Annotated in this window: 25 protein-coding genes and 1 pseudogene; 25 read left to right on the plus strand and 1 reads right to left on the minus strand. The window is 70.8% G+C overall.

Features of this window, described 5'->3' with window-relative positions:
* Positions 1 to 269: 269 nt before the first annotated feature.
* From ACZ49J_RS12950 to ACZ49J_RS13070, 25 genes and pseudogenes are all read left to right on the plus strand, one after another.
* Positions 270 to 599: a TcmI family type II polyketide cyclase gene (locus tag ACZ49J_RS12950; protein WP_467457519.1), complete on the plus strand. Its 330-nt coding sequence runs from the start codon at positions 270 to 272 to the stop codon at positions 597 to 599.
* On the plus strand, positions 596 to 1867 hold the full coding sequence (locus ACZ49J_RS12955; RefSeq protein ID WP_467457521.1) for a beta-ketoacyl-[acyl-carrier-protein] synthase family protein: 1272 nt from the start codon (positions 596 to 598) through the stop codon (positions 1865 to 1867). The genes ACZ49J_RS12950 and ACZ49J_RS12955 overlap by 4 nt, the downstream gene beginning before the upstream one ends.
* The gene (locus ACZ49J_RS12960) at positions 1864 to 3078 is read left to right on the plus strand and encodes a ketosynthase chain-length factor (RefSeq protein ID WP_467457522.1); all 1215 of its coding nucleotides are present in this window, start codon (positions 1864 to 1866) and stop codon (positions 3076 to 3078) included. Before ACZ49J_RS12955 ends, ACZ49J_RS12960 begins: the two co-directional genes overlap by 4 nt.
* A 99-nt stretch (positions 3079 to 3177) precedes the next feature.
* Positions 3178 to 3444 (plus strand): acyl carrier protein, encoded by a 267-nt coding sequence (locus tag ACZ49J_RS12965; protein ID WP_467457524.1) that lies wholly within the window; start codon positions 3178 to 3180, stop codon positions 3442 to 3444.
* A gap of 108 nt (positions 3445 to 3552) precedes the next feature.
* Positions 3553 to 4338 carry a 3-oxoacyl-ACP reductase FabG gene (gene fabG, locus ACZ49J_RS12970; RefSeq protein ID WP_467457525.1) on the plus strand — a complete coding sequence of 262 codons (786 nt, stop codon included), beginning with the start codon at positions 3553 to 3555 and terminating at the stop codon, positions 4336 to 4338.
* A gap of 21 nt (positions 4339 to 4359) precedes the next feature.
* Entirely contained in the window at positions 4360 to 5295 is a 936-nt protein-coding gene (locus ACZ49J_RS12975; RefSeq protein ID WP_467457526.1) for an aromatase/cyclase, read from the plus strand.
* 53 nt (positions 5296 to 5348) lie between these two features.
* On the plus strand, positions 5349 to 5696 hold the full coding sequence (locus ACZ49J_RS12980; protein WP_467457527.1) for an acyl carrier protein: 348 nt from the start codon (positions 5349 to 5351) through the stop codon (positions 5694 to 5696).
* 176 nt (positions 5697 to 5872) lie between these two features.
* A pseudogene (locus ACZ49J_RS12985) lies at positions 5873 to 6259 on the plus strand (4'-phosphopantetheinyl transferase family protein); the annotation flags it as partial.
* Between the two features lie 279 nt (positions 6260 to 6538).
* On the plus strand, positions 6539 to 8125 hold the full coding sequence (locus tag ACZ49J_RS12990) for an acyl-CoA carboxylase subunit beta (protein ID WP_467457573.1): 1587 nt from the start codon (positions 6539 to 6541) through the stop codon (positions 8123 to 8125).
* A 17-nt stretch (positions 8126 to 8142) separates the two neighbouring features.
* Entirely contained in the window at positions 8143 to 8352 is a 210-nt protein-coding gene (locus tag ACZ49J_RS12995; RefSeq protein WP_467457528.1) for an acyl-CoA carboxylase epsilon subunit, read from the plus strand.
* Positions 8349 to 9221, plus strand: coding sequence for a methylenetetrahydrofolate reductase [NAD(P)H] (gene metF / locus ACZ49J_RS13000; protein WP_467457529.1), 873 nt, complete (start codon positions 8349 to 8351; stop codon positions 9219 to 9221). The genes ACZ49J_RS12995 and metF overlap by 4 nt, the downstream gene beginning before the upstream one ends.
* 424 nt (positions 9222 to 9645) lie before the next feature.
* Positions 9646 to 10731 (plus strand): NAD(P)/FAD-dependent oxidoreductase, encoded by a 1086-nt coding sequence (locus ACZ49J_RS13005; RefSeq protein ID WP_467457530.1) that lies wholly within the window; start codon positions 9646 to 9648, stop codon positions 10729 to 10731.
* 206 nt (positions 10732 to 10937) lie between these two features.
* Positions 10938 to 12434, plus strand: coding sequence for an FAD-dependent monooxygenase (locus ACZ49J_RS13010; RefSeq protein ID WP_467457531.1), 1497 nt, complete (start codon positions 10938 to 10940; stop codon positions 12432 to 12434).
* Positions 12431 to 14386: an SDR family oxidoreductase gene (locus ACZ49J_RS13015; protein ID WP_467457533.1), complete on the plus strand. Its 1956-nt coding sequence runs from the start codon at positions 12431 to 12433 to the stop codon at positions 14384 to 14386. Before ACZ49J_RS13010 ends, ACZ49J_RS13015 begins: the two co-directional genes overlap by 4 nt.
* A gap of 41 nt (positions 14387 to 14427) precedes the next feature.
* On the plus strand, positions 14428 to 15192 hold the full coding sequence (locus tag ACZ49J_RS13020) for an SDR family oxidoreductase (protein WP_467457534.1): 765 nt from the start codon (positions 14428 to 14430) through the stop codon (positions 15190 to 15192).
* Complete coding sequence (locus ACZ49J_RS13025) at positions 15189 to 16430, plus strand: MFS transporter (RefSeq protein ID WP_467457535.1); 1242 nt, start codon at positions 15189 to 15191, stop codon at positions 16428 to 16430. The genes ACZ49J_RS13020 and ACZ49J_RS13025 overlap by 4 nt, the downstream gene beginning before the upstream one ends.
* On the plus strand, positions 16417 to 17061 hold the full coding sequence (locus ACZ49J_RS13030; RefSeq protein WP_467457536.1) for a hypothetical protein: 645 nt from the start codon (positions 16417 to 16419) through the stop codon (positions 17059 to 17061). Before ACZ49J_RS13025 ends, ACZ49J_RS13030 begins: the two co-directional genes overlap by 14 nt.
* 81 nt (positions 17062 to 17142) lie before the next feature.
* A complete protein-coding gene (locus tag ACZ49J_RS13035; RefSeq protein WP_467457538.1) occupies positions 17143 to 18174 on the plus strand; it encodes a methyltransferase in 1032 nt (343 codons plus the stop codon).
* Positions 18175 to 18245: 71 nt separating this feature from the next.
* On the plus strand, positions 18246 to 18911 hold the full coding sequence (locus tag ACZ49J_RS13040; protein ID WP_467457540.1) for a hypothetical protein: 666 nt from the start codon (positions 18246 to 18248) through the stop codon (positions 18909 to 18911).
* An 87-nt stretch (positions 18912 to 18998) separates the two neighbouring features.
* Complete coding sequence (locus ACZ49J_RS13045; RefSeq protein WP_467457541.1) at positions 18999 to 19766, plus strand: SDR family NAD(P)-dependent oxidoreductase; 768 nt, start codon at positions 18999 to 19001, stop codon at positions 19764 to 19766.
* A 32-nt stretch (positions 19767 to 19798) separates the two neighbouring features.
* The gene (locus ACZ49J_RS13050; RefSeq protein ID WP_467457542.1) at positions 19799 to 20521 is read left to right on the plus strand and encodes an antibiotic biosynthesis monooxygenase; all 723 of its coding nucleotides are present in this window, start codon (positions 19799 to 19801) and stop codon (positions 20519 to 20521) included.
* 115 nt (positions 20522 to 20636) lie between these two features.
* Positions 20637 to 21800 (plus strand): methionine adenosyltransferase, encoded by a 1164-nt coding sequence (gene metK, locus ACZ49J_RS13055; RefSeq protein WP_468349157.1) that lies wholly within the window; start codon positions 20637 to 20639, stop codon positions 21798 to 21800.
* A gap of 1 nt (position 21801) precedes the next feature.
* Entirely contained in the window at positions 21802 to 22779 is a 978-nt protein-coding gene (locus ACZ49J_RS13060) for a carbohydrate kinase family protein (RefSeq protein WP_467457543.1), read from the plus strand.
* Positions 22780 to 22817: 38 nt separating this feature from the next.
* Complete coding sequence (locus tag ACZ49J_RS13065; protein WP_467457544.1) at positions 22818 to 23744, plus strand: alpha/beta fold hydrolase; 927 nt, start codon at positions 22818 to 22820, stop codon at positions 23742 to 23744.
* Between the two features lie 2 nt (positions 23745 to 23746).
* Positions 23747 to 25042: an MFS transporter gene (locus ACZ49J_RS13070; protein ID WP_467457545.1), complete on the plus strand. Its 1296-nt coding sequence runs from the start codon at positions 23747 to 23749 to the stop codon at positions 25040 to 25042.
* Between the two features lie 520 nt (positions 25043 to 25562).
* Here ACZ49J_RS13070 and ACZ49J_RS13075 read toward each other — a convergent pair.
* Positions 25563 to 26444 (minus strand): LLM class F420-dependent oxidoreductase, encoded by an 882-nt coding sequence (locus ACZ49J_RS13075; RefSeq protein ID WP_467457546.1) that lies wholly within the window; start codon positions 26442 to 26444, stop codon positions 25563 to 25565.
* Positions 26445 to 26488 lie beyond the last annotated feature (44 nt).

Consider the following 26488-nt stretch of genomic DNA (forward strand, 5'->3'; position numbering starts at 1 on the left):
CCTCAACGCCCACAAGGCCGGCACCATCAAGGGGCTCGCGGCGGAGGTCGGCAACTCCGTCACCTCCGGCGCGGCGATCTGCGAGATCAAGGACTGATTCCTCGCCGGCACCGTGGACCGCTGTTCCTCTGTCATTCTTCTGCAGAAAGCTGACGAGTTCTGACAATGCTCTGACATTGCGTCCGTTGAAACCGTCACCCGATGTTCTCGATAATTATCGTGAATCAAATGGTCAGCTTTCCGCGACCGGGTCGTGAGGAGAAAAACGTATGCACAGCACGCTGATCGTGGCTCGGATGGATCCCGGCTCGAATGTCGATGTCGCCAGGATCTTCGCCGAGTTCGACAGGACAGAGATGCCCCACCGAATGGGCACGCGCCGACGTCAGCTCTTTCAGTACCGGGGCCTTTATTTCCATATGCAGGACTTCGACTCCGACAACGGCGGCAAGCTGATCGAGGAGGCGAAGGCCGACCCGCGCTTCATACGCATCAGCGAAGATCTGAAGCCGTACATCGAGGCCTACGACCCCGCGACGTGGCGCTCCCCGGCCGACGCCATGGCCCAGCGCTTCTACACCTGGGAGGCCTCGGAGTGACCGCCCGACGCGTCGTCATCACCGGCATCGAGGTACTGGCCCCGGGCGGCGTCGGGGCGAAGGACTTCTGGAGCCTGCTGAGCGACGGCCGTACCGCGACCCGCGGCATCACCTTCTTCGACCCGACCCCCTTCCGTTCCCGGGTCGCCGCGGAGATCGACTTCGATCCCGAGTTCCACGGCCTGACTCCCCAGGAGATCCGCCGCATGGACCGCGCCGCGCAGTTCGCGGTGATAGCGGCCCGTGGCGCCGTCGCCGACAGCGGCATCAACCTGGACGCGCACGATCCCTACCGCGTGGGGGTCACCATCGGCAGCGCCGTGGGCGCCACCATGGGGCTGGACGAGGAGTACAACGTCGTCAGCGACAGCGGCAGGCTCCACCTGGTCGACCACGCCTACGCGGTGCCGCACCTGTACGGCTATCTGGTCCCCAGCTCCTTCGCGGCCGAGGTCGCGTGGGCGGTCGGCACGCAGGGGCCCTGCACCGTGGTCTCCACGGGGTGCACCTCCGGGATCGACTCCGTCGGGTACGCCGCCGAGCTGATCCGCGAGGGTTCCGCCGACGTCATGGTCGCCGGTTCCTCGGACGCTCCGATCTCGCCGATCACCATGGCGTGCTTCGACGCGATCAAGGCGACCACACCCCGGCACGACGAACCCGAACACGCCTCCCGGCCCTTCGACAGGACACGCAACGGCTTCGTACTCGGCGAGGGCTGCGCCGTCTTCGTCCTGGAGGAGCTGCACAGCGCCAGGAAGCGGGGCGCGCACATCTACGCGGAGATCGCCGGCTACGCGACGCGCTCCAACGCGTACCACATGACCGGTCTGCGACCGGACGGCGCGGAGATGGCCGAGGCCATCCGGGTGGCCCTCGACGAGGCGCGGATGAACCCCACCGAGATCGACTACGTCAACGCCCACGGCTCCGGCACCAAACAGAACGACCGCCACGAGACCGCGGCGTTCAAACGAAGCCTGGGCGACCACGCGTACCGCACGCCGGTCAGCTCCATCAAGTCGATGGTCGGACACTCCCTCGGTGCCATCGGCTCCATCGAGATCGCGGCGTCCGCGCTCGCCATGGAGTACAACGTCGTACCGCCCACGGCGAACCTGCACAACCCTGACCCGGAGTGCGACCTGGACTACGTCCCGTTGGCCGCCCGTGAGCAGCTCGTCGACGCGGTCCTGACCGTGGGCAGCGGTTTCGGTGGATTCCAAAGCGCCATGGTGCTGGCGCGGCCCGAGAGGAGCGGCGTATGACCGCGTCGGTGGTCGTGACCGGCCTGGGCATCGCCGCTCCCAACGGGCTGGGCACGGAGGACTTCTGGGCCGCGACCCTCACGGGCAAGAACGGAATCGGCCGCATCACCCGCTTCGACCCGTCGTCCTACCCGGCGACACTCGCCGGCGAGGTGCCCGGCTTCGTCGCCGAGGACCTGTTGCCCAGCCGGCTGCTTCCCCAGACCGACCGGATGACCAGGATCGCGCTGGTCGCCACCGACTGGGCGCTGGCCGACGCGGGCGTGAGCCCGAAGGACCTCGCCGAGTTCGACATGGGCGTGGTCACGGCCAGTTCGTCGGGCGGATTCGAGTTCGGCCAGGGCGAACTGGAGAAGCTGTGGAGCAGGGGCGGCCAGTACGTCAGTGCCTACCAGTCCTTCGCCTGGTTCTACGCCGTCAACAGTGGACAGATCTCGATCCGCAACGGCATGAAGGGCCCGAGTGGTGTCGTCGTCAGCGACCAGGCCGGCGGTCTGGACGCGGTGGCTCAGGCCCGCCGTCAGATCCGCAAGGGCACCGACCTCATCGTCTCCGGATCCATCGACGCCTCGATCTGCCCCTGGGGCTGGGTCGCTCAGCTGTCAAGCGGCCGGTTGAGCACCAGCGAGGAGCCCTCGAGCGCGTTCCTGCCCTTCGACGCCGATGCCGCAGGGCACGTGCCGGGTGAGGGCGGCGCCATCCTGATCCTGGAGTCCGGCGAGTCGGCCCGGAGGCGCGGCGCTCGTGTTTACGGTGAGGTGTCCGGGTACGGCGCGACATTCGACCCCCGTCCCGGGAGCGGACGTGAGCCCGGGCTGCGCAAGGCCGTCGAACTGGCCCTGGCCGACGCGGACGTCGAGCCCGCAGACGTCGACGTGGTGTTCGCGGACGCGGCGGCCGTGCCCGAGCTGGACCGCGTGGAGGCCGAAGCCATCACCGCCGTCTTCGGGCCCCACGGAGTTCCGGTCACGGCCCCGAAGACGATGACCGGGCGGCTGTACTCGGGCGCCGGCCCCCTCGACCTCGCGGCCGCGCTGCTGTCCGTCAAGGACAGCCGGATCCCCCCGACGGTCAACGTCGAACTCGCCGCCGAGTACCCCCTCGACCTGGTCGGCCCCCGGCCCCGCAGCGCCGCGGTGCGTACCGCGCTCGTACTCGCCCGCGGCCATGGCGGCTTCAACTCCGCCGTCGTCGTCCGGGCCGCCGGCTGACCACATCCGACCGGCGTCCCGCACAGACCTTCCTCCGGTGCGCGGGGCGCCGTCCGTCCCGAGAACGCGTCGCGCAGACGCAGAAAGTGAGACCCTTCCATGGCCACCCGGGAATTCACCGCCGACGACCTGAGGCGCATCCTGCTCGAGGGCGCGGGCGCGGACGAGGGCGTGGACCTCGACGGCGACATCCTCGACGTGCAGTTCGAGGCACTGGGCTATGAGTCGCTCGCGCTGCTGGAGACCGGCAGTCGCATCGAGCGCGAGTACGGCATCACCCTCGACGAGGACGCTCTCGCCATAGCGGACACGCCGCGTGCGCTCATCGCCACCGTCAACTCGCAGCTGCGCATGGCCACCGCCTGACCGGACCCGCCGCGGGCCGGGCCGGGACCTCGGCCGCCTCGCACGGATCCCACTCGCACCAACGCAGCTCCACGCACAGTGCCACCACCGACCAGTGGAGAAGGAACCATGTCGCAGCAGGACAATCGCGTCGCTCTGATCACGGGTGCGACCAGCGGAATCGGTCTCGCGGTCGCTCGGCTCCTGGCCGACCGGGGCCACCGGGTGTTCATCGGCGCGCGCAACGCGGAGAACGTCGCCAACACCGTGAAGCAGCTGCGAGAGGAGGGGTACGAGGTCGCCGGGACCACCGTGGACGTCCGGTCCGACGACGACGTCAAGACATTCGTGCACGCCGCCGTCGAAGCGTTCGGGACCATCGACGTCCTGGTCAACAACGCGGGCAGGTCCGGCGGTGGCGTCACCGCCGAGATCGCCGACGAGCTGTGGCACGACGTCATCGACACCAACCTCAACAGCGTCTTCCGACTGACCCGGGAAGTGCTCACCACCGGTGGCATGCGGGAGAAGGAGCGCGGACGCGTCATCAACATCGCCTCCACAGCGGGCAAGCAGGGCGTGGTGCTCGGTGCCCCGTACTCCGCCTCCAAGCACGGCGTGGTCGGCTTCACCAAGGCGCTCGGCAACGAGCTCGCCCCCACCGGCATCACCGTCAACGCAGTCTGCCCCGGCTACGTCGAGACCCCCATGGCCCAGCGGGTGAGGCAGGGCTACGCGGCCGCCTACGACACCACCGAGGAGGCGATCCTCGACAAGTTCCAGGCGAAGATCCCCCTCGGTCGCTACTCCACCCCCGAGGAGGTTGCCGGCCTGGTCGGCTACCTCGCCTCCGACTCCGCCGCCTCCATCACCGCGCAGGCCATGAACGTCTGCGGCGGCCTGGGCAACTTCTGAACCCCGACAGGAGGACCGACGATGACCGTGCGTGAAGTGGAGCACGAGATCACGATCGCGGCGCCGGCCGCCGCCGTCTACCGGCTGATCGCCGAGGTGGAGAACTGGCCTCGCATCTTCCCGCCCACCCTTTACGTCGACCACGTCGAGCGCCACGCGAACGAGGAACGCATCCGCATCTGGGCCACCGCCAACGAGACGGCCAAGAACTGGACCTCGCGCCGCACACTGGACCCCGAGGGACTGCGGATCACCTTCCGCCAGGAGGTGCCGGCGCCGCCGGTCGCCGCCATGGGCGGCACCTGGGTCATCGAGCCGCTGTCCGGCACACGGGCCCGGGTCCGGCTGCTGCACGACTACCGGGCGATCGACGACGACCCGGCCGGCCTGGCCTGGATCGACGAGGCCGTCGACCGCAACTCGCGCTCGGAACTCGCCGCGCTCAAGACCAATGTGGAGGCCGCGCACGCCGCCGAGGGGGTCACCTTCTCCTTCGAGGACACCGTGCAGATCGACGGCGCGGTGAAGGACGTGTACGACTTCGTCAACGAAGCGGGGCTCTGGGAGGAGCGGCTGCCGCACGTGGCCCGTGTGCGCCTGGAGGAGCTGTCACCTGGGCTGCAGAGCCTGGAGATGGACACCCGGGCCAAGGACGGCTCCACCCACACCACCAAGTCGTACCGGGTGTGCCTGCCGGTCCAGAAGATCGCGTACAAGCAGGTCACGCTTCCGGCGCTGATGACCCTGCACACCGGTTACTGGACCTTCCGGGAACACCAGGGCGGCGTCGCCGCCTCCTCCCAGCACACCGTAGTCCTCAACACCGCCAACATCGCCCGCGTCCTGGGCGAGAGCGCGACGGTCGAGGACGCCCGCGACTACGTGCGGACCGCGCTCAGTACCAACAGCCGCGCCACGCTCGGTCACGCCAAGAGCTATGCGGAGGGCCGGCGCTGACCCCGCTCGAAGGAACGAAGGAATTCCGTTCTCCGATGGGAGGGAGCCGGTCCATGTCCTCGCCGTCCGCTTCGCGCCGCTGGTTCCAGCGGCTGCCGGGGCTGCTGTCTGCCGTGGGGCCCGACGCACGCGCCGGGATCATCGAGCAGCACATCTGCCGCGCGCTGGGGGAGTTCCTGAGGGTGCCGCCGGGGCACCGGCTCAGCGCGAAGGAACCCCTGGGCCACCAAGGAGTGGACTTGGTCACCGCGCTGTTCCTCCAGCGCGGCCTGGAGCAGGCGCTGGGCGTCACCGTCCGCCCCGCGGACCTCCTGCGCGGCGAATCGGTCCGGGCACTGGCCGAGAACCTCGCGACGAGGATTCCGCCCGTGCCGTCCCCGGTGGCGGACGACGCGGCATGAGCGACGGCCCCGTCCTCTTGGAGGGGACTGCCCCGCTGCCCCTCGGTCCCGGGGAGGCGCACCTCTGGGTGGTGCGCGCTCCCCGGCCCGGCCGGGAACCACCGCCCGCGGTGATGGCGGAGCTCGACCAGCGGGAAAGGGAACGCGCCGCCTCGTACACGCGTCCGCGGGACCGGATGCTGTACCTGTCGGCGCATCTGGCGCTGCGCCGCGTCCTGGCCCTCTGCCTGGGCGTCGCGCCGGCCGAGGTGCGCTTCGGCCGTGCCCCCTGCCCGCGCTGCTCGGCACCGCACGGTCGGCCGGTGGTGCGGGACGCCGTGGCCCCGCCGCATTTCTCCCTCTCCCACAGCGGGGGCGTGGCCCTGGTCGCGCTGGCGGCGGTGCCGGTCGGCGTCGACGTCCAGGGCGTTGTGTCCTTGGAGACCGTCGAGCTGTGCGCACCGGGTCTGCACCCGGCGGAGCAGCGGGACCTGGCCGAACTGGCGCCAGGCGACCGCCCGTGGGGCTTCGCGCGGCTGTGGACACGCAAGGAGGCCTACCTCAAGGGCCTGGGCAGCGGGCTGCACCGGAACCTCGCAGCCGACTATCTCGGCGATCGCGAGGACGACCCCGCCCGGCCCGTCGGCTGGCTCGTGCACGACCTGCCGGGCGACCCCGGTCATGCCGCCGCGGTCGCCCTGCGCACCCAGGACGACCACCGCGTCACGCTCCGCGCGGTGCCGACCGGCTGTCTCTACGCGGAGGATGCCACGGTCCTCGTCACGAGGGCCGAGCCGGCCGGCGCGCTGACGCTGAGCGCTCGACGGACGACAGATGCACGGACGAGAGGAACGGACAACGTCATGCCAGGTGTGGCCCCATCGTCGGAAGGCTCCGGGCCCGGGTCCCTCGACCGGTTGGCAGAGCTGACCGAGTTGAAGGAGATGATCCGCGGCGGACCGGATCCCAAGGCCACCGAGCGCCAGCACGCCAAGGGCAAGCTGACCGCGCGGGAGCGCATCGAGCTCCTCCTCGACAAGGGGAGTTTCACCGAGGTGGAGCAGCTGCGCCGGCACCGGGCGACCGGGTTCGGCCTGGAGGCCAAGAAGCCCTACACCGACGGTGTCATCACCGGGTGGGGCACGGTGGAGGGCCGGACGGTCTTCGTCTACGCCCACGACTTCCGCATCTTCGGCGGCGCGCTGGGTGAGGCCCACGCCACGAAGATCCACAAGATCATGGACATGGCCATCGCGGCCGGGGCGCCCCTGGTGTCCCTCAACGACGGCGCGGGCGCCCGTATCCAGGAGGGCGTCTCGGCGCTGGCCGGCTACGGCGGCATCTTCCAGCGCAACACCAAGGCCTCCGGGGTCATCCCGCAGATCTCCGTGATGCTGGGCCCGTGCGCGGGCGGCGCGGCCTACAGCCCCGCCCTGACCGACTTCGTGTTCATGGTCCGCGACACCTCGCAGATGTTCATCACCGGCCCGGACGTGGTCAAGGCCGTCACCGGCGAGGAGATCACCCACAACGGCCTCGGCGGCGCCGACACACACGGCGGGATCTCCGGCGTCGCGCACTTCGTCCACGACGACGAGGAGACCTGCCTCGCAGAGGTGCGCTACCTGCTGTCGCTGCTTCCGTCCAACAACCGCGAACTCCCTCCGGCGGAGCGCGGGGACGACGCCGTCGATCGCCGTGGCGACGCGCTGCTCGACCTGGTCCCGGCCGACGGCAACCGCTCGTACGACATGCGGTCGGTGATCACCGAGCTCGTGGACGACGGCGACTTCATGGAGGTCCACGCGGCGTGGGCGACCAACCTCGTGTGCGCGCTGGCCCGGCTGGACGGGCAGGTCGTCGGCATCGTCGCCAACCAGCCGGCGTCCATGGCCGGCGTGCTGGACATCAGGGCCAGCGAGAAGGGCGCGCGGTTCGTGCAGTTCTGCGACTCCTTCAACATCCCGCTGGTCACGCTCGTCGACGTGCCCGGCTTCCTGCCCGGAGTGGACCAGGAACACGAGGGGGTCATCCGCCGCGGCGCGAAGCTGTTGTACGCGTACTGCAACGCCACCGTGCCCCGGGTGTCGGTGGTCCTGCGCAAGGCGTACGGGGGCGCGTACATCGTCATGGACTCGCGTTCCATCGGCGCGGACGTCGCGTTGGCCTGGCCGACGAACGAGATCGCGGTGATGGGTGCCGAAGGAGCGGCGGGTGTGGTCTTCCGCCGGGAGATCGCGGCGTCCGAGGATCCCGCGGCCATGCGCGCGCAGAAGATCGAGGAGTACCGGACGGAACTGGTCCACCCCTATTACGCGGCGGAGCGAGGGCTCGTCGACGACGTCATCGACCCGCGCGACACCCGCGCGGTGCTGATCCGCTCCCTCGCGATGCTGTGCGCCAAGGACGCCGGTCTGCCGCACCGCAAGCACGGAAACCCACCCCAGTGAGAAGGACAGGAGCGCGCATGAGTGACCCGCACACGAAGTACGTCCGCGTGGAGAAGGGCAACCCGAGCGAGGAGGAACTGGCCGCGCTCACCGCGGTCCTGCTCGCCCGTGCGGCCACGCTCGCCACCGCCACCGCGCCGGTGCCGATACGGGCCGTCGCCCGCTGGCGGCGCCTGGAACGCGCCCCCGGTTTCGGCGGGCCACGGACCTGGCGTCGTGCCGCATGACCCGGCCCTCGTTCTCCTTCGAGGTCTTCCCGCCCAGGACGGCCGCCGGTGAACGCCTCCTGTGGAACACCGTCCGCCGGATCGAGGCGCTGGCCCCGTCCTTCGTGTCCGTGACGTACGGCGCGGGCGGCTCCTCCCAGGACCGTACGGTCGAGGTGACCAGGCGCCTGGCCGCCGAGACGACGCTGCGCCCCGTAGCCCATCTCACCGCTGTCGGGCACTCGGTCGCCGAGCTGCGGCTGCTCATCGGCAGGTACGCGGACGCGGGCGTACGGGACGTGCTCGCCCTGCGCGGGGACCCGCCCGGAGACCCGAACGCACCGTGGGTGGCACACCCCCGGGGGCTGACGTACGCGCACGAGCTCGTCTCCCTGCTGCGGAGCTCGGGTGACTTCCGCATCGGGGTCGCGGCCTTCCCCGAAACGCATCCGCGCTCCCCGGACCGGGACACGGACATCCGGCACTTCGTCGCCAAGTGCCGGGCGGGCGCGGACTACGCGATCACCCAGATGTTCTTTCACGTCGAGGACTATCTGCGGCTACGCGACCGGGTGGCGGCCGCCGGCTGCCACATCCCGATCATCCCTGAGATCATGCCCGCGACGGACGTCCGCCAGATCAGCCGTTTCGCCGAGCTGAGCGGCGCGGCCTTCCCGGACCGGCTGGCCCACCGCCTCGAAGGGGCCCGCGGCAACCAGGCGGAAGGGCATCGCATCGGGGTCGAGTACGCCACCGCCATGGCGGAGCGGCTCCTCGCCGAGGGCGCCCCGGGCCTGCACTACATCACGCTCAACCGCTCGTCGGCGGCGCTTGAGATCCACCGGAACATCCGGGGCGCGAAGGCCGTGAGCGTGCCGGCCGCGAGCTGAGGCCCGGGCACGGAGCCGCCCGACGCCGCAGGCCGGACCGGTCACTCGGTCGCCGCGGACTCCGCGGCCCCTTATCCGGTCGACGACGCCGGCCGGACGCGCCCGGTCGTCCGGCGCGACGTGCTTGTCCAGGCGCCCAGACTGCAGTGTCCGCGTCCGACGTCCGCGAACAGGTGCGGGACCAGGTGGGACAGGGCGATGAGCGCAGGAGCCGGAGCCTCCGGGCGCCCCTCGACGACATCCACCGCACCCTCCGGTCCGCAGCCCACCGACGTGTGCCTCTCCGGGGCCCCGGGTTGTCCGTCGCACCCGGGCCAAAGGTGACGGGCGGCCACATACCGGTCGCAGGCGGGCTTTCGGCTCCCAGTACACACGGGGCGCGACGCTAACTGTTCACAGTACGAACTGAATCCGGGAGGATGCGATGACTGCGACCGTGGCCGTGATCGGCGGTGGATACGGGGGAGTCGCCGTGGCGAAAGCCCTGGACGATGTCGCCGACGTCATCCTGATCGAGCCGCGTGACGCGTTCGTCCACAACGTGGCCGCACTGCGTGGCGTCACGGACCAGAGCTGGACCGACAGGCTCTTCATCCCCTACGACAAACTCCTGACCCATGGCACGGTCCGCCGGGACCGGGCGGCCGAGGTCACGGCGAACACGGTCAGGCTCGCATCCGGCGACACGGTGGAGGCCGACTACATCGTCCTGGCCACTGGCTCGAACGCGCCCTACCCGGCGAACCTCGACACCCTCGACAGCCGGGCCGGGAGGGCGAAGCTCAACGCCACGCGCGCGGAGCTGGAACGCGCCTCGCGGGTCCTGCTGCTCGGCGCCGGACCGGTGGGCCTCGAGTTCGCCGGGGAGATCAAGGCTGCCTGGCCGGACAAGGCCGTCACGGTCGTCGAACCACAGTCCAGGCTGCTCGCCAACGGCGTGTTCCCAGAACACTTCCACGCCGAACTGCGCGCTCAACTGGAGCAGTTGGGCATCGAGCTGCTGCTTGGGACCTCGTTGCGCGAACTGCCGTCCTCCGCACCGGGTGTGGCCGGTGAGTTCACCGTCACCACGGACTCCGGCACCGACGTCACCGCCGACGTCTGGTTCGCCTGCTACGGAGTCACCGCCAACAGCGACGTCCTCGGCGAGGACCTGGGCGGTGCCCTGCGGCCCGACCGGCGGATCGCCGTCACCGCGGAACTGCGGGTTCAGGGGCAGGAGACCGTCTTCGCCGTCGGCGACATCACCGCCGTCCCCGAACTGAAGATGGCGCGGCTGGCGCAGAAGCACGCCGAGGTTGTCGCCGCCAATATCAGGACTCTGATCGAGGGTGCCGGCGAGCTCACCGCCTACGAGACGGAGGACACCGATTCCATCGTCCTGCCGCTCGGGCCCCAGGGCGGCGTCAGCTACGTCCCCGGCCTGGGCGTCCTCGGCGCGGCCGGGACGGCGGATATCAAGGGAACCTTCTTCCTCGACTCCTACCGCGAGTTGTTCAACCAGAAGTGACCTCGCCCAAGCGGAGAACAGCGCCCGGCCGTCCCCCGTGCCACCGGGGGACGGCCGGGCGCCCTCATGATTTTTCATTCGCCTGACATTTCTTGTGAATGTTCTGGAGTTGAGCCCTTGAATCGGGTTCGGAATCTCGTGAAAGATACTGGCCGAGGGTGATTCCGTAATTCTCTTTTTCGCTGCGGGTACGTCGGGAGAGGTGCATGGATCCGTCGGTGGTCATTGTCGGAGCAGGGCCCGCAGGGCTGATGCTCGCCGGGGAACTACGCCTCGCGGGAATTAGCGTGGTTGTTCTGGAACGCCATTCACGGCGCACCGGAGAATCCCGTGGAATAGGTCTGGCCACCCGTACCATGGAGATATTCGACCAGCGCGGACTGCTGCGCCGCCTCGGCGACTACCAGACGAGCGACATGGGCCACTTCGGCGGTCTGCCCCTCGATGTCGGCCTGCTCGGGGCCGCGCATCAGGCAGCCCGCACGGTGCCCCAGTCGGTCACCGAGGAGGCTCTGGAGGCCTGGGCGACCGAACTCGGCGCCGACATCCGTCGCGGAACCACCTTCCGGTCCCTGCGGGACACCGGGGAGTCGGTCACCGTACGGGTTGATGGAGAATTCGGCGAGGAGGACATCGAGGCCCGCTATCTCGTCGGCTGCGACGGCGGCCGCAGCACCGTTCGCAAGGCAGCCGGATTCGACTTCCCCGGCACCGCCGCGACGACCGAAATGCTGCTGGCCGACATCCGAGGTGTCGACCTGGAAGCCCGCATGACCGGCCAGCAGACCGGCGGCGGCTTCGTGATGGTCGCCAAGCTCGCCGGAGGGGTGCACCGCGTCATCGTCGGGGAGCGGGGCATCCCTCCGCAGCGGCGCACGTCCCCGCCCGCCTTCGCGGAGGTCGCCGACCTGTGGAAGCGGCTTACCGGAATCGACATCTCGCACGCCGAACCGGTCTGGGTCAGTGCCTTCGGCGACGCCACACGGCAGGTGACGGAGTACCGCCGCGGCCGGGTCCTGCTCGCCGGCGACGCCGCCCATGTGCATCTGCCCGCGGGCGGCCAGGGCATGAACACCAGCGTCCAGGACTCCTACAACCTCGGCTGGAAGCTCGCCGCCGTAGTGAAGGGCACCGCCGACGCGTCACTGCTCGACACCTACCACTCCGAACGCCACGAGGTCGGCCGCCGGATGCTGGCCAACACCCGGGCGCAGAGCCTGCTCGTCCTCGGTGGCACCGAGGTGCAGCCGCTGCGCGACGTGCTGTCCGAACTGATGGAGTATCCCGACGTGGCACGGCACCTGGCCGCCAAGGTCAGCGGCCTGGACATCCGCTACGACGTCGGCACGGGAACCCACCCCGTGCTCGGCAGGCGCATGCCCCACCTGCCCCTGACCGTCAACGCCCGCACCACCAGCAGCACGGAACTCCTGCGGCCCGGCCGCGGCGTACTGCTCGACCTCGCCGACAACGCCGTACTGCGCCGCCGTACCGAGGGCTGGCGCGCCCGCGTCGACATCGTGACCGCCACCCCCGGTGACCTGCCCGACGACAGCCCGCTGGCCGGCACCAGTGCCGTGTTGCTGCGCCCCGACGGTCACGTCGCCTGGGCCGCACCGGGCAGCCATCACGCGGTGGGCACGGCACTGCACCGCTGGTTCGGTCCTCCGAGCGCCGGGCGTCCCCGGGGGGCACGCCCGTGACGCGGCGTGCCGCGGCCCACGACGTCATCGTCGTCGGCGCCGGGCCGGTCGGGCTGCTGCTCGCCGCCGAACTGCACGCGAACGGTGCGCGCGCACTGGTCCTGGAGAAACTGTCCGAGCCGACCGGCGAATCGCGGGCATCCGTACTCCACACCCGCACCATGGAGATCTTCGCGGAGCGAGGCATCCTCGACCGGCTGGGCACCCTCCCTCCCCTCGGCCCCGGCCACTTCGGCGGCTTACGCTTCGACCTCGCCGCCGCCGACCCGGACCACCCGTACGCGGGACAGTGGGAATGCCTGCAGAACCGTCTCGAGGTCGTCCTCCAGCAGCACGCGGCCGACCTGGGCGCCGAGATCCGCCGAGGCCACACGGTGACCGGACTGACCGAGTCCGCGGACGGCGTACGGGTGCGCGTCCTCGGACCGGGCGAAGGGCCGTACGAGATCACGGCCGCCTACGTGGTGGGCTGCGACGGAGAACACAGCACCGTACGGTCACTCGCCGGGTTCGAGTTCGCGGGACGTGAGGCCGACAAGGAGATGCTGCGCGCCGACATCGCGGGCATCACCATCGACGACCGGCGTCTCAAGCGCTATCCGGGCGGGGTTGCCACCGCCTACCGCAGGCCCGACGGCACGACCCGCCTGATGATCCACCAGTACGGTGCCCCGCCGGTCGGCGAGCTGGACTTCGCCCACGTCGTCGCGGCCTGGGCCGCCGTCACCGGTGAGGACATCGGCCACGGCGAGCCGCTGTGGCTCAATCGGTTCGGCAACGCCTCCCGGCAGGTCACGCAGTACCGCCGCGGCCGGGTCCTGCTCGCCGGCGACGCCGCCCACACCCAGATGCCCGTCGGCGGTCAGGCCCTCAACCTCGGGCTCCAGGACGCGGCGGGCCTCGGCTGGAAACTCGCCCGCCAGGTCACCGGCGGAGCCCGGCCCGGTCTCCTCGACAGCTACCACGACGAGCGGTACCCCGTCGGCGCCCGCACGCTGACCAACATCCAGGCGCAGGCCCACCTGCTGTTCGGCGCCCAGGAGGTCACCGAACTGCGGGACGTCTTCGGCGAACTGCTCCGGACCGACGTCGTCCGGCGCCACCTCGCTCGCATGATCAGCGGCCTCGACGTCCACGAGCAGCCGCGCCCGCCCACCCGCCACACACCGACACCCGGAAGGTCACCTGTGGACAGGCTCACCGACAAGACCGCCCTCGTCACCGGCTCCAGCCGAGGGATCGGCAGGGCGACCGCCGTCAACTTCGCCCGCGAGGGCGCCCTGGTCGCCGTGCACTACACGGCCAACGAGGAGGCGGCGCAGGAGACCGTCGCCCTCATCGAGAAGGAGGGCGGCGCCGCCTTCGCGGTCCGCGCCGAACTGGGCGTCCCCGGCGACGTGCACGAGCTGTTCCTCGGCCTGGAACAGGGCCTGAAGGAACGCATCGGCGAGAGTCGGCTCGACATCCTCGTCAACAACGCGGGCGTCACCACGACCGGCCAGTCCTTCGAGGAGCTCGCTCCCGACGACTTCGACCGCTACATGGCGGTGAACGCCAGGGCTCCGTACTTCATCGTGCAGCGCGCCCTGCAGCTCATGCCCGACGGCGGCCGCATCATCAACATCTCCTCCGGCCTCACCCGCACAGCCAACCCCGACCAGCTCGCCTACGCGATGACCAAGGGAGCCGTGGAGCAGCTCACCCTGCACCTGGCCCGCCACCTCGCGCCCCGCGGAATCACCGTCAACACCGTGGCACCCGGCATCACCAACAACGGAGGCGCGGTCTTCGACATCCCCGAGGCAGTCGAGGCGATGGCCCAGCTGTCCGCCTTCAAGCGGGTCGGCGAGGCCGACGACGTGGCCGACGTGGTGACCTTCCTCGCGACCCACCAGGCCCGCTGGATCACCGGTGCCTTCGTCGACGCCACCGGCGGCACGCTGCTCGGCTGATGCCCGGATCCGCCGACCGCCCACGACCGAAGAAGGAAGCCATGCCCTCCGATACCGCCCGCGTCGCCGTCGTCACGGGAGCCAACAAGGGAATCGGCCGCGAGATCGCCCGCCAACTCGCCGAACGCGGCTTCGTCGTCCACCTCGGCTCCCGCGACCAGCAGCGTGGCCGCGCGGCCGAGGGGGCTCTGCGCGCCGACGGCCTGGACGTACGGTTCCTCCACCTCGACGTCACCGACGAGGCCTCGGTCGCGCTCGCCGCCAAACGCGTCGCGGACGAGACCGGCCCGCTGCGCGTCCTGGTCAACAACGCCGGCATCGGCCTCGCCGAGCAGGCCCCCAGCCAGACCTCGGCCGAACAGGTGCGCCATGTCTACGACACCAACGTGTTCGGCGTGATCACCGTCACCAACGCGTTCCTGCCGCTGTTGCGCCGCGCGGACTCCGCCCGGATCGTGAACGTCAGCAGCTCACTCGGCTCCCTCGCGGCCGCCGCCGCAAACGAGGACCCCTCGGGTGTGTTCCCGCCCGGTCAGTTCCCGACCCTGCTCGCCTACAGCACCTCGAAGGCCGCGCTCAACGCCGTCACCCTCACCTACGCCAACGAACTGCGCGGCACCGGCATCCTCGTCAACGCCGCCTCGCCCGGCTTCGTGGCCACCGACATCAACGGCCACAACGGCGTCCTCGACGTCGAGCAGGGCGCGCGCATCCCCGTGCTCCTGGCGACGCTGGACGACGACGGCCCCACCGCCGCCTTCCTCGGCGAGGACGGCACCCCCGGCGGCCAGGTACTGCCGTGGTGAGCCACACCGCGCGCCCTGCCGCCAGGGCCGCCGGCCCACCTGCGCGCCGGCCCCGGCGGCAGGCAGTCCTGCTGTTCGTGCTGAGCGGCAACATGCTCCTCGACGCCATCGAGGTGTCCGTCGTCCTGATGGCTCTGCCCACCGTCGGCAGCCGACTCGGGCTGTCCCCCTGGGGGGTTCAGTGGCTGATGAGCGGTTTCGCGCTCGGCTTCGCCGCGATGCTGCTGGGCGGACCGCGCATCGCCGCCCGCGCCGGACGGCGCCCGGTCTACCTGAGCGCGATGCTGGTGTTCGGCCTCGCTTCGGTGGCCGGAGGGCTGGTCAGCGGCCCGGCCGCGCTCGTCGCCGTCCGCGTCGTCAAGGGATGCTGCGCCGCGCTCACCGCGCCGGCCGGCCTGGCCATCATCAACGACACCTTCCCGGACGGCCCCGAGCGCCGCCGAGCGGTTTCGGTCTACGCGCTCTTCGGCGCCGCCGGTTTCACCGCGGGAATGCTGCTGGCAGGCCTGCTGGTCGAGGCGAGCTGGCGCTGGACGCTGCTGTTTCCGGCGCCGGTGGCGCTGGTGCTGCTGGTGTGCGGGCTGTACGTCCTGCCGTCCGGCCCAGCCGACGGGCCGACCCCCCGCATCCCGCGCCTCGCCCTGCTGCGGGACCGTGCCCTGCTGCGCTCAACGCTCGGCGCGGCCTCGCTCAACGGCACCTACCAGAGCCTGCTGGTCCTGATGACGTTCCAGGCTCAGCAGCGGCTCGGCTGGACGCCCTGGCAGACCGCGCTCGCCCTGCTGCCCGCATGTGTGCCGCTGGCGCTGACCGTACCGTTCGCGGGCCGGCTCGTGGCGAGGTACGGAACCGGACGGCTCATCGTCCTCGGCGCCCTGTTCCCGTTCCTGGGGTCCGCGCTGTACCTCGTGAACCCCGAGGGCAGCCCGTACGCGCTCGGCATGCTGCCCGCCCTGCTGCTGGTCGAGGCCGGTTTCTGCTGTGCCTTCACCGCCCTCAACATCCAGGCCACCGCGTCCGTCGGCGCGACAGACCGGGGGGCCGCGGTCTCCCTGTACCAGACGGGCGTCCAGCTGGGCGCGGGCGTCCTGCTGCCGCTGGTCGCCCTGCCGCTCACGTACGCGGACGGCTACCGCCCCGCACTGGCGATCGTCACCGCGGCCGCAGCGCTCGGACTGGCGGTCGCGGCCACCGGGCGGGGCACGCGTCCCGGAAGGACGGGCTATGCACGGCACTGAACAGCACGTGGACCGGGACGGCTTCCACCGCACCGGTGTGGCCGCCGCGTTCGTCACCATGCGATACGTACCCGACGCGGAGGCGGGCCGCACGTTCCTGGACGAGGTGCTCGGCCAGTGGGCGGCCGTGCCCAGGCCCGCGGAAGTCGTGTCTCTCGGCGCCTACCTGGACGTCGAGGGGCAGACCGTCCTCACCTGCGTACAGGTCTCGGCCCCGGACGCCTACGAGAGGTTCGCCGGAGCGCTGACGGGACCGGCCGCCGCCGAGGCGGTCGCCTACCGGCCGTACCGCAGTGTCGTGTTCGACCCGGCTCCCGTGGAGCCCGGCTGCGTGGTCGTTGCCACGTTCGACGTGGACGGGCCCCATCGGCAGCGGCTCATCGCCGACTCGCTCTGCGACGCGCTGGAGTCGCAGCCGCCCGGCGCGCACCCCGGCATGCTCTCCGCCAACTTCCATACGACGGCTGACGGCACCCGGGTACTGAACTTCGCCGAGTGGACCACCGACGAGGCGCACATCGCCTTCCTCGACGGAGCGGGCCGGGCCGGCACGTACCGCATCAGCACACGGATCCCCGGCGTGCGACCGATCGGCTTCAAGCGTTTCCACCGGCACGTCAGAACCACATGACGCCCCACCGCTCCCTTCCTCGTCACCTCTCCACGTCCCACCACGCGTCCCGAAACCGCCGTCAAAGGAGGCTTTCCGAAAATGACAGCTGAGTCGCCCGAGTCGTCTGTGAACCCCGGCCCGATCATGGGCATCATGGCCGGCTACTGGCAGACGAAGATCCTGCTGGCCGCCGTCGAGTCCGATGTCTTCACCGGGCTGTCGGACAAGCCCGCCACCTCTGCGGAACTGGCCGACCGCCTCGGCCTGACCCCGCTCGGAACGCAGTACCTCCTCGCCGGGCTCACCCACCTCGGCCTGCTGGAGGTGTCCGACGGCACGTACTCCAACTCACCCGTCGCCGAGCGCTTCCTGATACGCGGGCGCACCGAATACCTGGGCGGCTACCTCCAGTTCTGCGACCGTGAGCTGAATCCCGCGTGGGACGGCCTGGCGTCCACGCTGCGCACCGGCACACCGCACAACCGGGCCGCCGTGGTGGGCAACCCCTACGACACGCTCTACCAGGACGCGGAGGCCACCGACGGCTTCCTCGACAGCATGGATCTGCTCAACACGCCCGTCTCCCTGGCCATGAGCCGGCTCGACTGGAGCGGCTACACCTCCTTCGTCGACATCGGTGGCGCGCGCGGCAACTTCGCCCACCACGTGGTCTCGGAGAACCCGCACCTGACGGGCGCGGTCTTCGACCTGCCGCAGCTGGAGCCGGCCTTCAGCCGGCACATGGACCAGCTCGGCGACGCTGCCTCGGCGATCACCTTCCACGGCGGCGATTTCTTCAAGGACCCGCTCCCGCAGGCCGATGTCCTGGTCTTCGGCCACGTCCTGCACAACTGGAACACCGAGGACCGCCTCCGGCTGCTCAAGAGCGCCTACGACGCGGTCGAACCCGGCGGAGCGGTGTTCGTCTACGACCCGATGGCCGGTGGGGACAAGCCGCCGATGCACGCGGTGCTGGCCAGTCTGGCCATGCTCGTCTGGTCCCGCGGCGGTCACGAGTACACCGTGCCCGAGCTGCACGGCTGGCTGACGGAGGTGGGCTTCACCCCCGAGACCGCGGAGGTCCCCGGCCTCCACGACGACGTCCTGGTCATCGGCCGCAAGAACCGCTGAATCCCATGACGTCACGGTCCAGGACGTCACTGTCCGGGACACGGCGTCCGTCCACCCCGAAGGAGTCGAAGATGCCCCGCGCGTCCGGCGTCCGGCCGGTCATCGACCGCCCGAACGTCTCCATCGCCGTCGTCGAGGAAGTCGTCACCGGCGACGCACGACGGCAGCGCGCCACCGCGGCCGCAGTGGTGGCGCACTGGGAGTCGGCCCCCTGGCCGGCCGGCCTGGTGTCCCAGTCGCTGTTCACCAGCACTGACGGCGACTCGCTGCTGACGTACGCCCAGTGGTCCTCGGCCGAGGCGCTCGACGCGGCGGGAAGCGTGCCGCGCCCCGACTGGCGGGCGCTCGGCGTCGAGCCCGGAACGCCCACGGCGTACGAGCTCTACCGCGTCGTACGGCCCACCGCGCTGCCGGATCCGCCGCCACTGCCCCAGTGCTACCCCGCCGCGGTCTTCGCGATGGACAGCCATGACGCGGCCCGCAAGTGGGTCGACGGTCTCCTCGACAACGAGGAGCAGAACGAGGGCCAGGACCGCGCCTACCCGGGGGCGCTCGCCGCCAACTTCCACATCGCGGCCGACGGCGCCGGCATCTTCCTGCTCTCCGAGTGGGTGTCCGAGGCGGAGGCGGTCGCGCACATCGAGGAAGTGATCGTGCCGCTGCTGGAGTACATGGGCCAGGGCGAGGCGGGCGCCGGGACCCGTTACAGCTTCCACGCGTCCCTCCACGCGCCCTGAGAACCCCGGCGCGCGTACTGAGAAGCCGAGGCCCGCGTCCGGACGACCGGTTCGCCGACTGCGCGAGCGACCACGGGGGATCACCACATGAGCAGGCTGCGGACCAGGACGGCGCTGGTCACCGGCGCGAGCCGGGGGATCGGCCGCGGCATCGCGCTGCGGCTCGCCCGGGACGGTGCGCTCGTCGCCGTGAACTACGCGAACGACGACACCGCGGCGCGCAAGACCGTGGCGCTGATCGAGGAAGCCGGCGGGCGCGCCTTCCCCGTGCGGGCCCGGCTGGGCGCGCCTGGCTCGGTGGAGCACCTGGTGACGGCGGTCGAGCAGGGGCTGCTGAAGCGCACGGGTGCCACGACGCTCGACATCCTGGTGAACAACGCGGCAGCCACGGGCTTCACGGGCACCATGCCGGACGCGGTCACCGAGGAGACCCTCGACCACTGCTATCTCCTCAACGCCAAGGCGCCCTTCTTCCTGATCCAGCGGTCACTGGAGCTCATCCCGGACGGCGGCCGCATCGTCAACATCTCCTCCGGCGTCACGCACTCCGCCGTCCCGGAGCAGATCGCGTACGCGATGGGCAAGGGCGCCCTGGAGCAGATCACCCTGCACATGGCTCCGGTCCTCGCGTCCCGTGGAATCACCATCAACACGGTCGCCCCGGGCGTCACCGACAACGGTGACCCGGTGTTCGAGGACCCGGAGGCGCTGAAGCGCATGTCGGCGCTGTCGGTGTTCCACCGCGTCGGCACGGCCTCCGAGATCGCCGACGTCGTCGCCTTCGTAGCCTCCGGCGATTCCCGTTGGATCACCGGCGCCTTCATCGACGCGACCGGCGGAACACTGCTCCGCTGACCAGGCGGGGAGAGGAAGGAAGACGACAAAGCATGCACGACAAGACGCTCTCCGCGGTCGGCTTCGCCCGGGCCAGGCGCCACCGGGCCGCCGAGCTGGGCGACATCCTGGTGGCAATCGCCGAGCGCTCACGCACCGAAGAGGGCTGCCTGGAGTCGCTCGTCCACCAGGATCTGGCGGACCCCGACCTGTTCGTCTGCTACGAGAGGTGGGCATCCGAGGAGGCCGTGGCGCGGCATCTCGCCCAGCCGTACCTCAAGGAGTTCCTGGACCGGCTGCGGGACTGTCTGGAACAGGACCTCGACGTGCACCGGTTGAGTCTCGCGGGACCGGCCCCGGCATCCGACGCGTCCGACGTACGGGACGTACGCGGCGGGCCGGACGACCCCGCAGAGCCGGACGACCCCGCAGAGCTGAATACCCGCTACGTGGCGGCCTACAACGCACGCGACATCGACGCGGTCATGGCGGTCTACGCGCCGGGCGCGTTCGCGGTCCGGGGACCCGGCACGGCGGTGACCGGCGCCGCGCACCGGCAGGCCGTGCTGGAGTTCTTCGACAACCAGCCGAGGCTGTCGGCCGAGGTGCGGGAACGGTACGTCGTCGGCGACATCGCCTCGCTCGTCGTCGACTGGAGTATCGAGGTGCCCGGCGCCCCGCAGATGTCCGGTTCCGGCCGTGGCCTCGACGTCCTGCGGAGGAACGACCGGGGCCAGTGGCGCTACGTCGTCACCAACCCCTTCGGGACCGTATGACGCAACGCGCGAGACAGCGGCGAGTGACCGGCCCGCCTCGTACCTCCAGCGCGCCACCCGCACGTCCCGTACGAGATCCCACCCATGACCACCCACCCACGACGTGAGGATGCCCGTGCCCCTGCGCCTGTTCACCTCCGAGTCCGTGACCGAGGGTCACCCCGACAAGATCGCCGACCAGATCAGCGACACCGTCCTCGACGCGCTGCTCCGCGCGGACCCGGCCTCACGGGTCGCCGTCGAGACCCTGGTCACCACCGGGCAGGTCCACATCGCCGGTGAGGTGACGACGAAGGCCTACGCGCCGATCGCCCAACTGGTCCGCGAAAAGATCCTGGAGATCGGCTACGACTCCTCCAGCAAGGGTTTCGACGGCGCCTCCTGCGGTGTGTCGGTGTCCATCGGCGCTCAGTCCCCGGACATTGCTCAGGGTGTCGACACGGGCGGCGCGGGCGACCAGGGTCTGATGTTCGGCTACGCGACCGATGAGACGCCCACTCTGATGCCCCTGCCGGTCTTCCTGGCGCACCGCCTGTCGAAGCGCCTCTCCGAGGTCCGCAAGAACGGCACGATCCCGTACCTGCGCCCGGACGGCAAGACGCAGGTCACCATCGAGTACGACGGCGACAAGGCGGTCCGTCTCGACACGGTGGTGGTCTCCTCGCAGCACGCCTCGGACATCGACCTGGACTCCCTCCTCGCCCCCGACATCCGGGAGTTCGTGGTCGAGCCGGAGCTGAAGGCGTTGCTGGACGACGGCATCAAGCTGGACACCGAGGGCTACCGCCTGCTGGTGAACCCGACCGGCCGTTTCGAGATCGGCGGCCCGATGGGCGACGCCGGTCTGACCGGCCGCAAGATCATCATCGACACGTACGGCGGCATGGCCCGCCACGGCGGTGGCGCCTTCTCCGGCAAGGACCCGTCCAAGGTGGACCGTTCGGCGGCGTACGCGATGCGCTGGGTCGCCAAGAACGTGGTCGCGGCGGGCCTGGCCTCCCGCTGCGAGGTCCAGGTCGCCTACGCCATCGGCAAGGCCGAGCCCGTCGGTCTCTTCATCGAGACCTTCGGTACGGCCAAGGTCGACGCGGAGAAGATCGAGACCGCCATTTCCGAGGTCTTCGACCTCCGCCCGGCCGCCATCATCCGCGACCTCGACCTGCTGCGCCCGATCTACGCCCAGACCGCGGCGTACGGTCACTTCGGCCGTGAGCTCCCCGACTTCACGTGGGAGCGGACGGACCGGGTCGAAGCGCTGCGGAACGCGGCCGGGGCCTGAGATGCGCATCGCTGTCACCGGTTCCATAGCCACCGACCATCTGATGGCCTATCCGGGGCGATTCGCCGATCAGCTGATCGCCGACCGCCTCGACCGGGTTTCGCTCTCCTTCCTCGCGGACGATCTGGAGGTGCGCTACGGAGGCGTGGCGGCGAACATCGCCCTGGGACTCTCCCGCCTCGGCCTCAGCTCCGTACTCGTCGGAGCAGTCGGCAAGGACTTCGCCGAGTACGGTGCCTGGCTGCGCGACAACGGCGTCGACACCGGTTCGGTGTACGTGAGTGACGCGCTGCACACGGCCCGCTTCGTGTGCACCACCGACCTCGACCTCAACCAGATCGCCACCTTCTACGCCGGTGCGATGGCCGAGGCCGGACGGATCACGCTGGCCTCCGTGCGGGAGCGGACCGGGGAGCTGGGGCTGGCCGTGGTCGCCCCCAACGACCCGCAGGCCATGCTGAGCCTCACCGCCGAGTGCCGGCGCCTGGGTATCCCGTTCGCCGCCGACCCGTCCCAGCAACTGGCCCGGCTGGACGGCCCGCAGACCCGCCATCTGGTGGAGGGCTCCCGCTTCCTGTTCACCAACGAGTACGAAGCGGCGCTGCTCCAGGAACGCACAGGATGGACGCGCCAACAGGTTCTGGAGCGGACCGGCGCCTGGATCATCACCCGCGGCGCCGCGGGTGCGGACATCGGCCGGACGGGAGAGCCTTGGCTGCACGTCGACGCGGTGTCCACGGATGCCGTGGCCGATCCCACTGGGGTGGGCGACGCCTTCCGTGCCGGGTTCCTGGCGGCCGTCGTCCGGGGCCTGCCGTACCGCGAGGCCGGCCGCCTGGGCAGCGCGCTGGCCGCCGTGGTGCTCCAGTCCGTCGGCACCCAGACCTACAAACTCACCTCGACCGACCTCCTGCTGAGCCTTGAGCGGGCCTACGGCGCGGACGCGGCCCTGGCGTTCACATCGCACCTGGCCCGTTGACCACGGCCGCCGAAGCCACCACCCGGAGGAGAACGACCATGACCGCACCAACCCACCAACCCTCGCGCGGGGTGCGTCGGATCACCCTGGGTGCCGCTGGGGTACCGCTGTCCGCACTGCTCAGCGAGCCCGTCGGCTCCCCGCGTGCCGTCGTGGTCGCCGTGCACGGCGGCGGCATGAACGCGGGCTACTTCGACTGCCGGGCTCATCCCCTGCAGTCGCTGCTGACGCTGGGGGCGGACCTCGGCTACACCGTCCTGGCCGTGGACCGGCCGGGCTACCGCCACTCCGCCGCCCGGCTGCCCCAGGGGCAGGACCTGGCGGAGCAGGCCGTCTCGCTGCGCCTGGCCCTGCGCGACTTCACCTCCCGTCACGCCACGGGCGCGGGCCTGTTCCTGCTCGCCCACTCCTACGGAGGCAAGGTGGCGCTCACGGTCGCCGCGGACCCAGGGTTGCCGCACCTGCTCGGGCTGGACATCTCCGGCTGCGGCCACGTGTACGCCGTCGAGCCGCACGAACTGCCCACCACCCACGACGACAGCGGCCGGCTGCGCAGGAGCTGGGGGCCGCTGCGCCTCTATCCGCCGGACACCTTCCAGGCGAGCGGCTCGATCGTCGAGCCTGTGCCCGCCCTGGAGCGGGCGGAGCTGCCCCGCTGGCCGCAGGCGTTCCGGGCCACGGCGCCACGCGTCCGCGTGCCCGTCCGGCTGACCTTCGCCGAGCACGAGGTGTGGTGGCGCCACGACGACGCGGCTCTCACCGACATGGCCGCGCACTTCACGTCCGCCCCGCGCGTGAGCGTCGACCGGCAGCCCGGAGCGGGGCACAACATCAGCCTCGGCTGGGCTGCCCGCTCCTACCATCTGCGTGCCCTCGCCTTCCTCGAAGATTGCCTGGTCTCCCGTGAAACGACCCTCGCGCCGCCCCCTGCGGTCCGCTCCCTGCCGTCCGCGGCGGTCTCCTGACCATGCTCGGTGTGCTCGGGACGGCCTTCCGGTCGCTGTCGGTCCGCAACTTCCGGCTCTTCGCGTTCGGCCAGGTGCTCTCGGTGTCCGGAACGTGGATGATGGTCGTCGCCCAGGACTGGCTCGTGCTCTCCCTTACCGGGGACTCCGGCACGGCTCTGGCAGCGGTCACCGCCGTGCAGTTCGTCCCGATGCTGCTGCTCACGCTCTACGGCGGTCGGATCGCCGACCGGTACGACAAGCGCCGGTCGCTGATGGCGTGCAACCTGGTCTCCGGCGCCTGCGCACTCGGGCTCGCCGTGCTGGACCTCGGCGGGTCGGTACGGCTGTGGCACGTGTTCCTGTTCGCCCTCTGCCTGGGCATCGTCAACGCCGTCGAGGTCCCCACCCGTATGTCGTTCGTGAGCGAACTGGTCGGCACAGACCTGCTGCCGAACGCGTCGGCACTGAGCGCCGTCTACTTCAACGTCGCCCGTGTCCTGGGCCCGGCCGCCGCCGGTCTGCTCATCGCCGGCTTCGGCACCGGGGCCGTCATGGTGCTGAACGCCGCGAGCTACCTGGCCGTCGTGGTCGGCCTGCGCATGATGCGCCCCGGTGAACTGCGACGCGTCACACCCGACGGCCGGGCCCGGGTCACCGACGGGCTGCGCCACCTCGCATCGCGCCCGGACCTCGTGGCGCCCATGGCGATGGTGCTGTTCATCGGCGTGTTCGGACTGAACTTCCAGCTCACGCTGCCGCTGCTGGCCAAGACGGTCTTCCACGCGGATGCCACGTCGTTCGGTCTGCTCACCACCGCTTTCGCGGCCGGCTCCCTCCTCGCCGGGCTCGCGGGCACGGCCCGCCGGGGGCGGCCGTCCGCCCGTACGGTGACCGCGGCCGCGCTCGCGTTCGGCGCGCTCGAAACGGCGGCGGGCTGGGCTCCGAGCTACGCGTCCGCGACGGTTCTGCTGGGGGGGACGGGGTTCGCGGCGATCTACTTCGCACAGGCCGCCAACCACCGGATCCAGTTGGGCAGCGATCCCCGGTACCGCGGCCGGGTGCTCGCCGTGTACACCCTCATCATGCAGGGGTCCACGCCGCTGGGCGCCCTCCTGATCGGCTGGCTCACCGCACACCTGGGCGCGCGGAGCGGCCTGTACCTGGGCGGCCTGGTCTCCATGGCCGCGACAGCAGGTGTTCTGCTCGTCGACCGCCTCCGTACCCGCCAGCGGACGGTGCGGTCGGCACATCGGCACCACGACAGCGATCCGGAACGGCCTCGCGCCGCCGGAAGGACCCGTTCGCGGAGCAGGTAGAAGTCCGGCCCGGCCGAGCATCCTGCCGAGCTGCCGGGCCTCGCCTCACCGAGGACGCCGGTGCGACCCGCCGCCCGGCCATGAGTTCGTCCGCAGTGGCCGCACGGGCGAGGCGGCGGGCCGTGTTCGGGGGTCCGGACGGGACCGGGCGATTCCTCGACCGTCCCGTTGCCCGCGGACCACTCGGTGCGTCCAGCCACCCGTCCGATCGCCTCCGCTCTCGGGCCTCCCCGTGGCGTCGACTGGCGGAAGTGCGGCCCTCCTCCAGGAGGGCGATGCGCTCGGCGTACAGGCGATGCCGCAGCCTCGTAAGGCGCCCGCGACGCCACCCGGAACGGCTCGCTCGCCCTGCTCGCCGTCGGCGGGCGGTTCGGCCGGGTCGCGGACCCCGCGCGTTGGGCGCCCGAGATCAGTTCGCTGGTCTTGGGGTCGGGCATCGCCCGCCGCACCCGCAATTCCACGATCCGGACACCGCCCGCGGCAGCGCGGAACGCCACACGGCGGAACGCCGCGGGCGGACTCACTCGCCGCGCAGCGCGTCGATGACCGGCGCGAACACCTCCATGTTCGGCTCCAGCACCGTCAGGTACGAGATCCCGTACCGCTCGCGCTGTGCCCGCACCTGGTCGACGATCTCCTTCAGTGTCCCCACCAGCACGATCGGCAGCCGCAGCACCTGCTCCTCCGTGAGGTTCGGGATACGGGGCAGCCACTCCTGGACGGCCGCGCTCCGGTCGTCGGTGACGACGACCACCTGGAGGAGCAGATTGAGTTCGGCGGGTTCCTTCCGCCCGGCCGCCAGCCGCTGGTACAGGGCAACCCGTTCGTCGAGCTCCTCGGCCGTGATCGGTTCCAGTACGCCGCCCGCCCGCGTCCGGGCGCCCGTGAACGCCGCGATGTCCGCGTGCTCGGCGGCGAGCCGCAGCATCCGGTCGCCGTTGGCGCCGATCAGCAGCGGCACACGGGGCTGCTGCACGGGCCGGGGCTGGTGCTCCTCGGAGCCGAGGAGCCGCTCCAGTTCCTCGATCGTGCGCCGCAGATGGTCCACGCGCTCGCCCGGCGAACCCCATGGAAGGCCGGCGCTCTCGTGCTCCGCCTCCACGTACCCGGTGCCGAGCCCGAGTTCGAGGCGGCCGTCCGTGAGCGCGTCCGTGGTGGCCACCTCGCGGGCCAGCAGCGCGGGGTTCCAGAAGCCCGCGTTGAGCACGAACGTGCCGACGCGTGGCCGCTCGGTCGCCCCGGCCGCCGCCACCAGGGCCGGGAACGGGGCCGGCATGCCGAGGTGGTCCGGGACCAGGATCACGTCGTACCCGAGTTCCTCGGCCCTGCGGCACTTCGCGCGCCACTCCTCCGTGGTCGTGGACTGCAGCAGGTTGACCCCGAAGCGGAACGGCCGTGGCATGAACTCTCCTCACCCTCACGGGACTTGAGTACGCCAGGCGAGTA

The sequence above is a fragment of the Streptomyces sp. NPDC030840 genome, assembly GCF_055572015.1.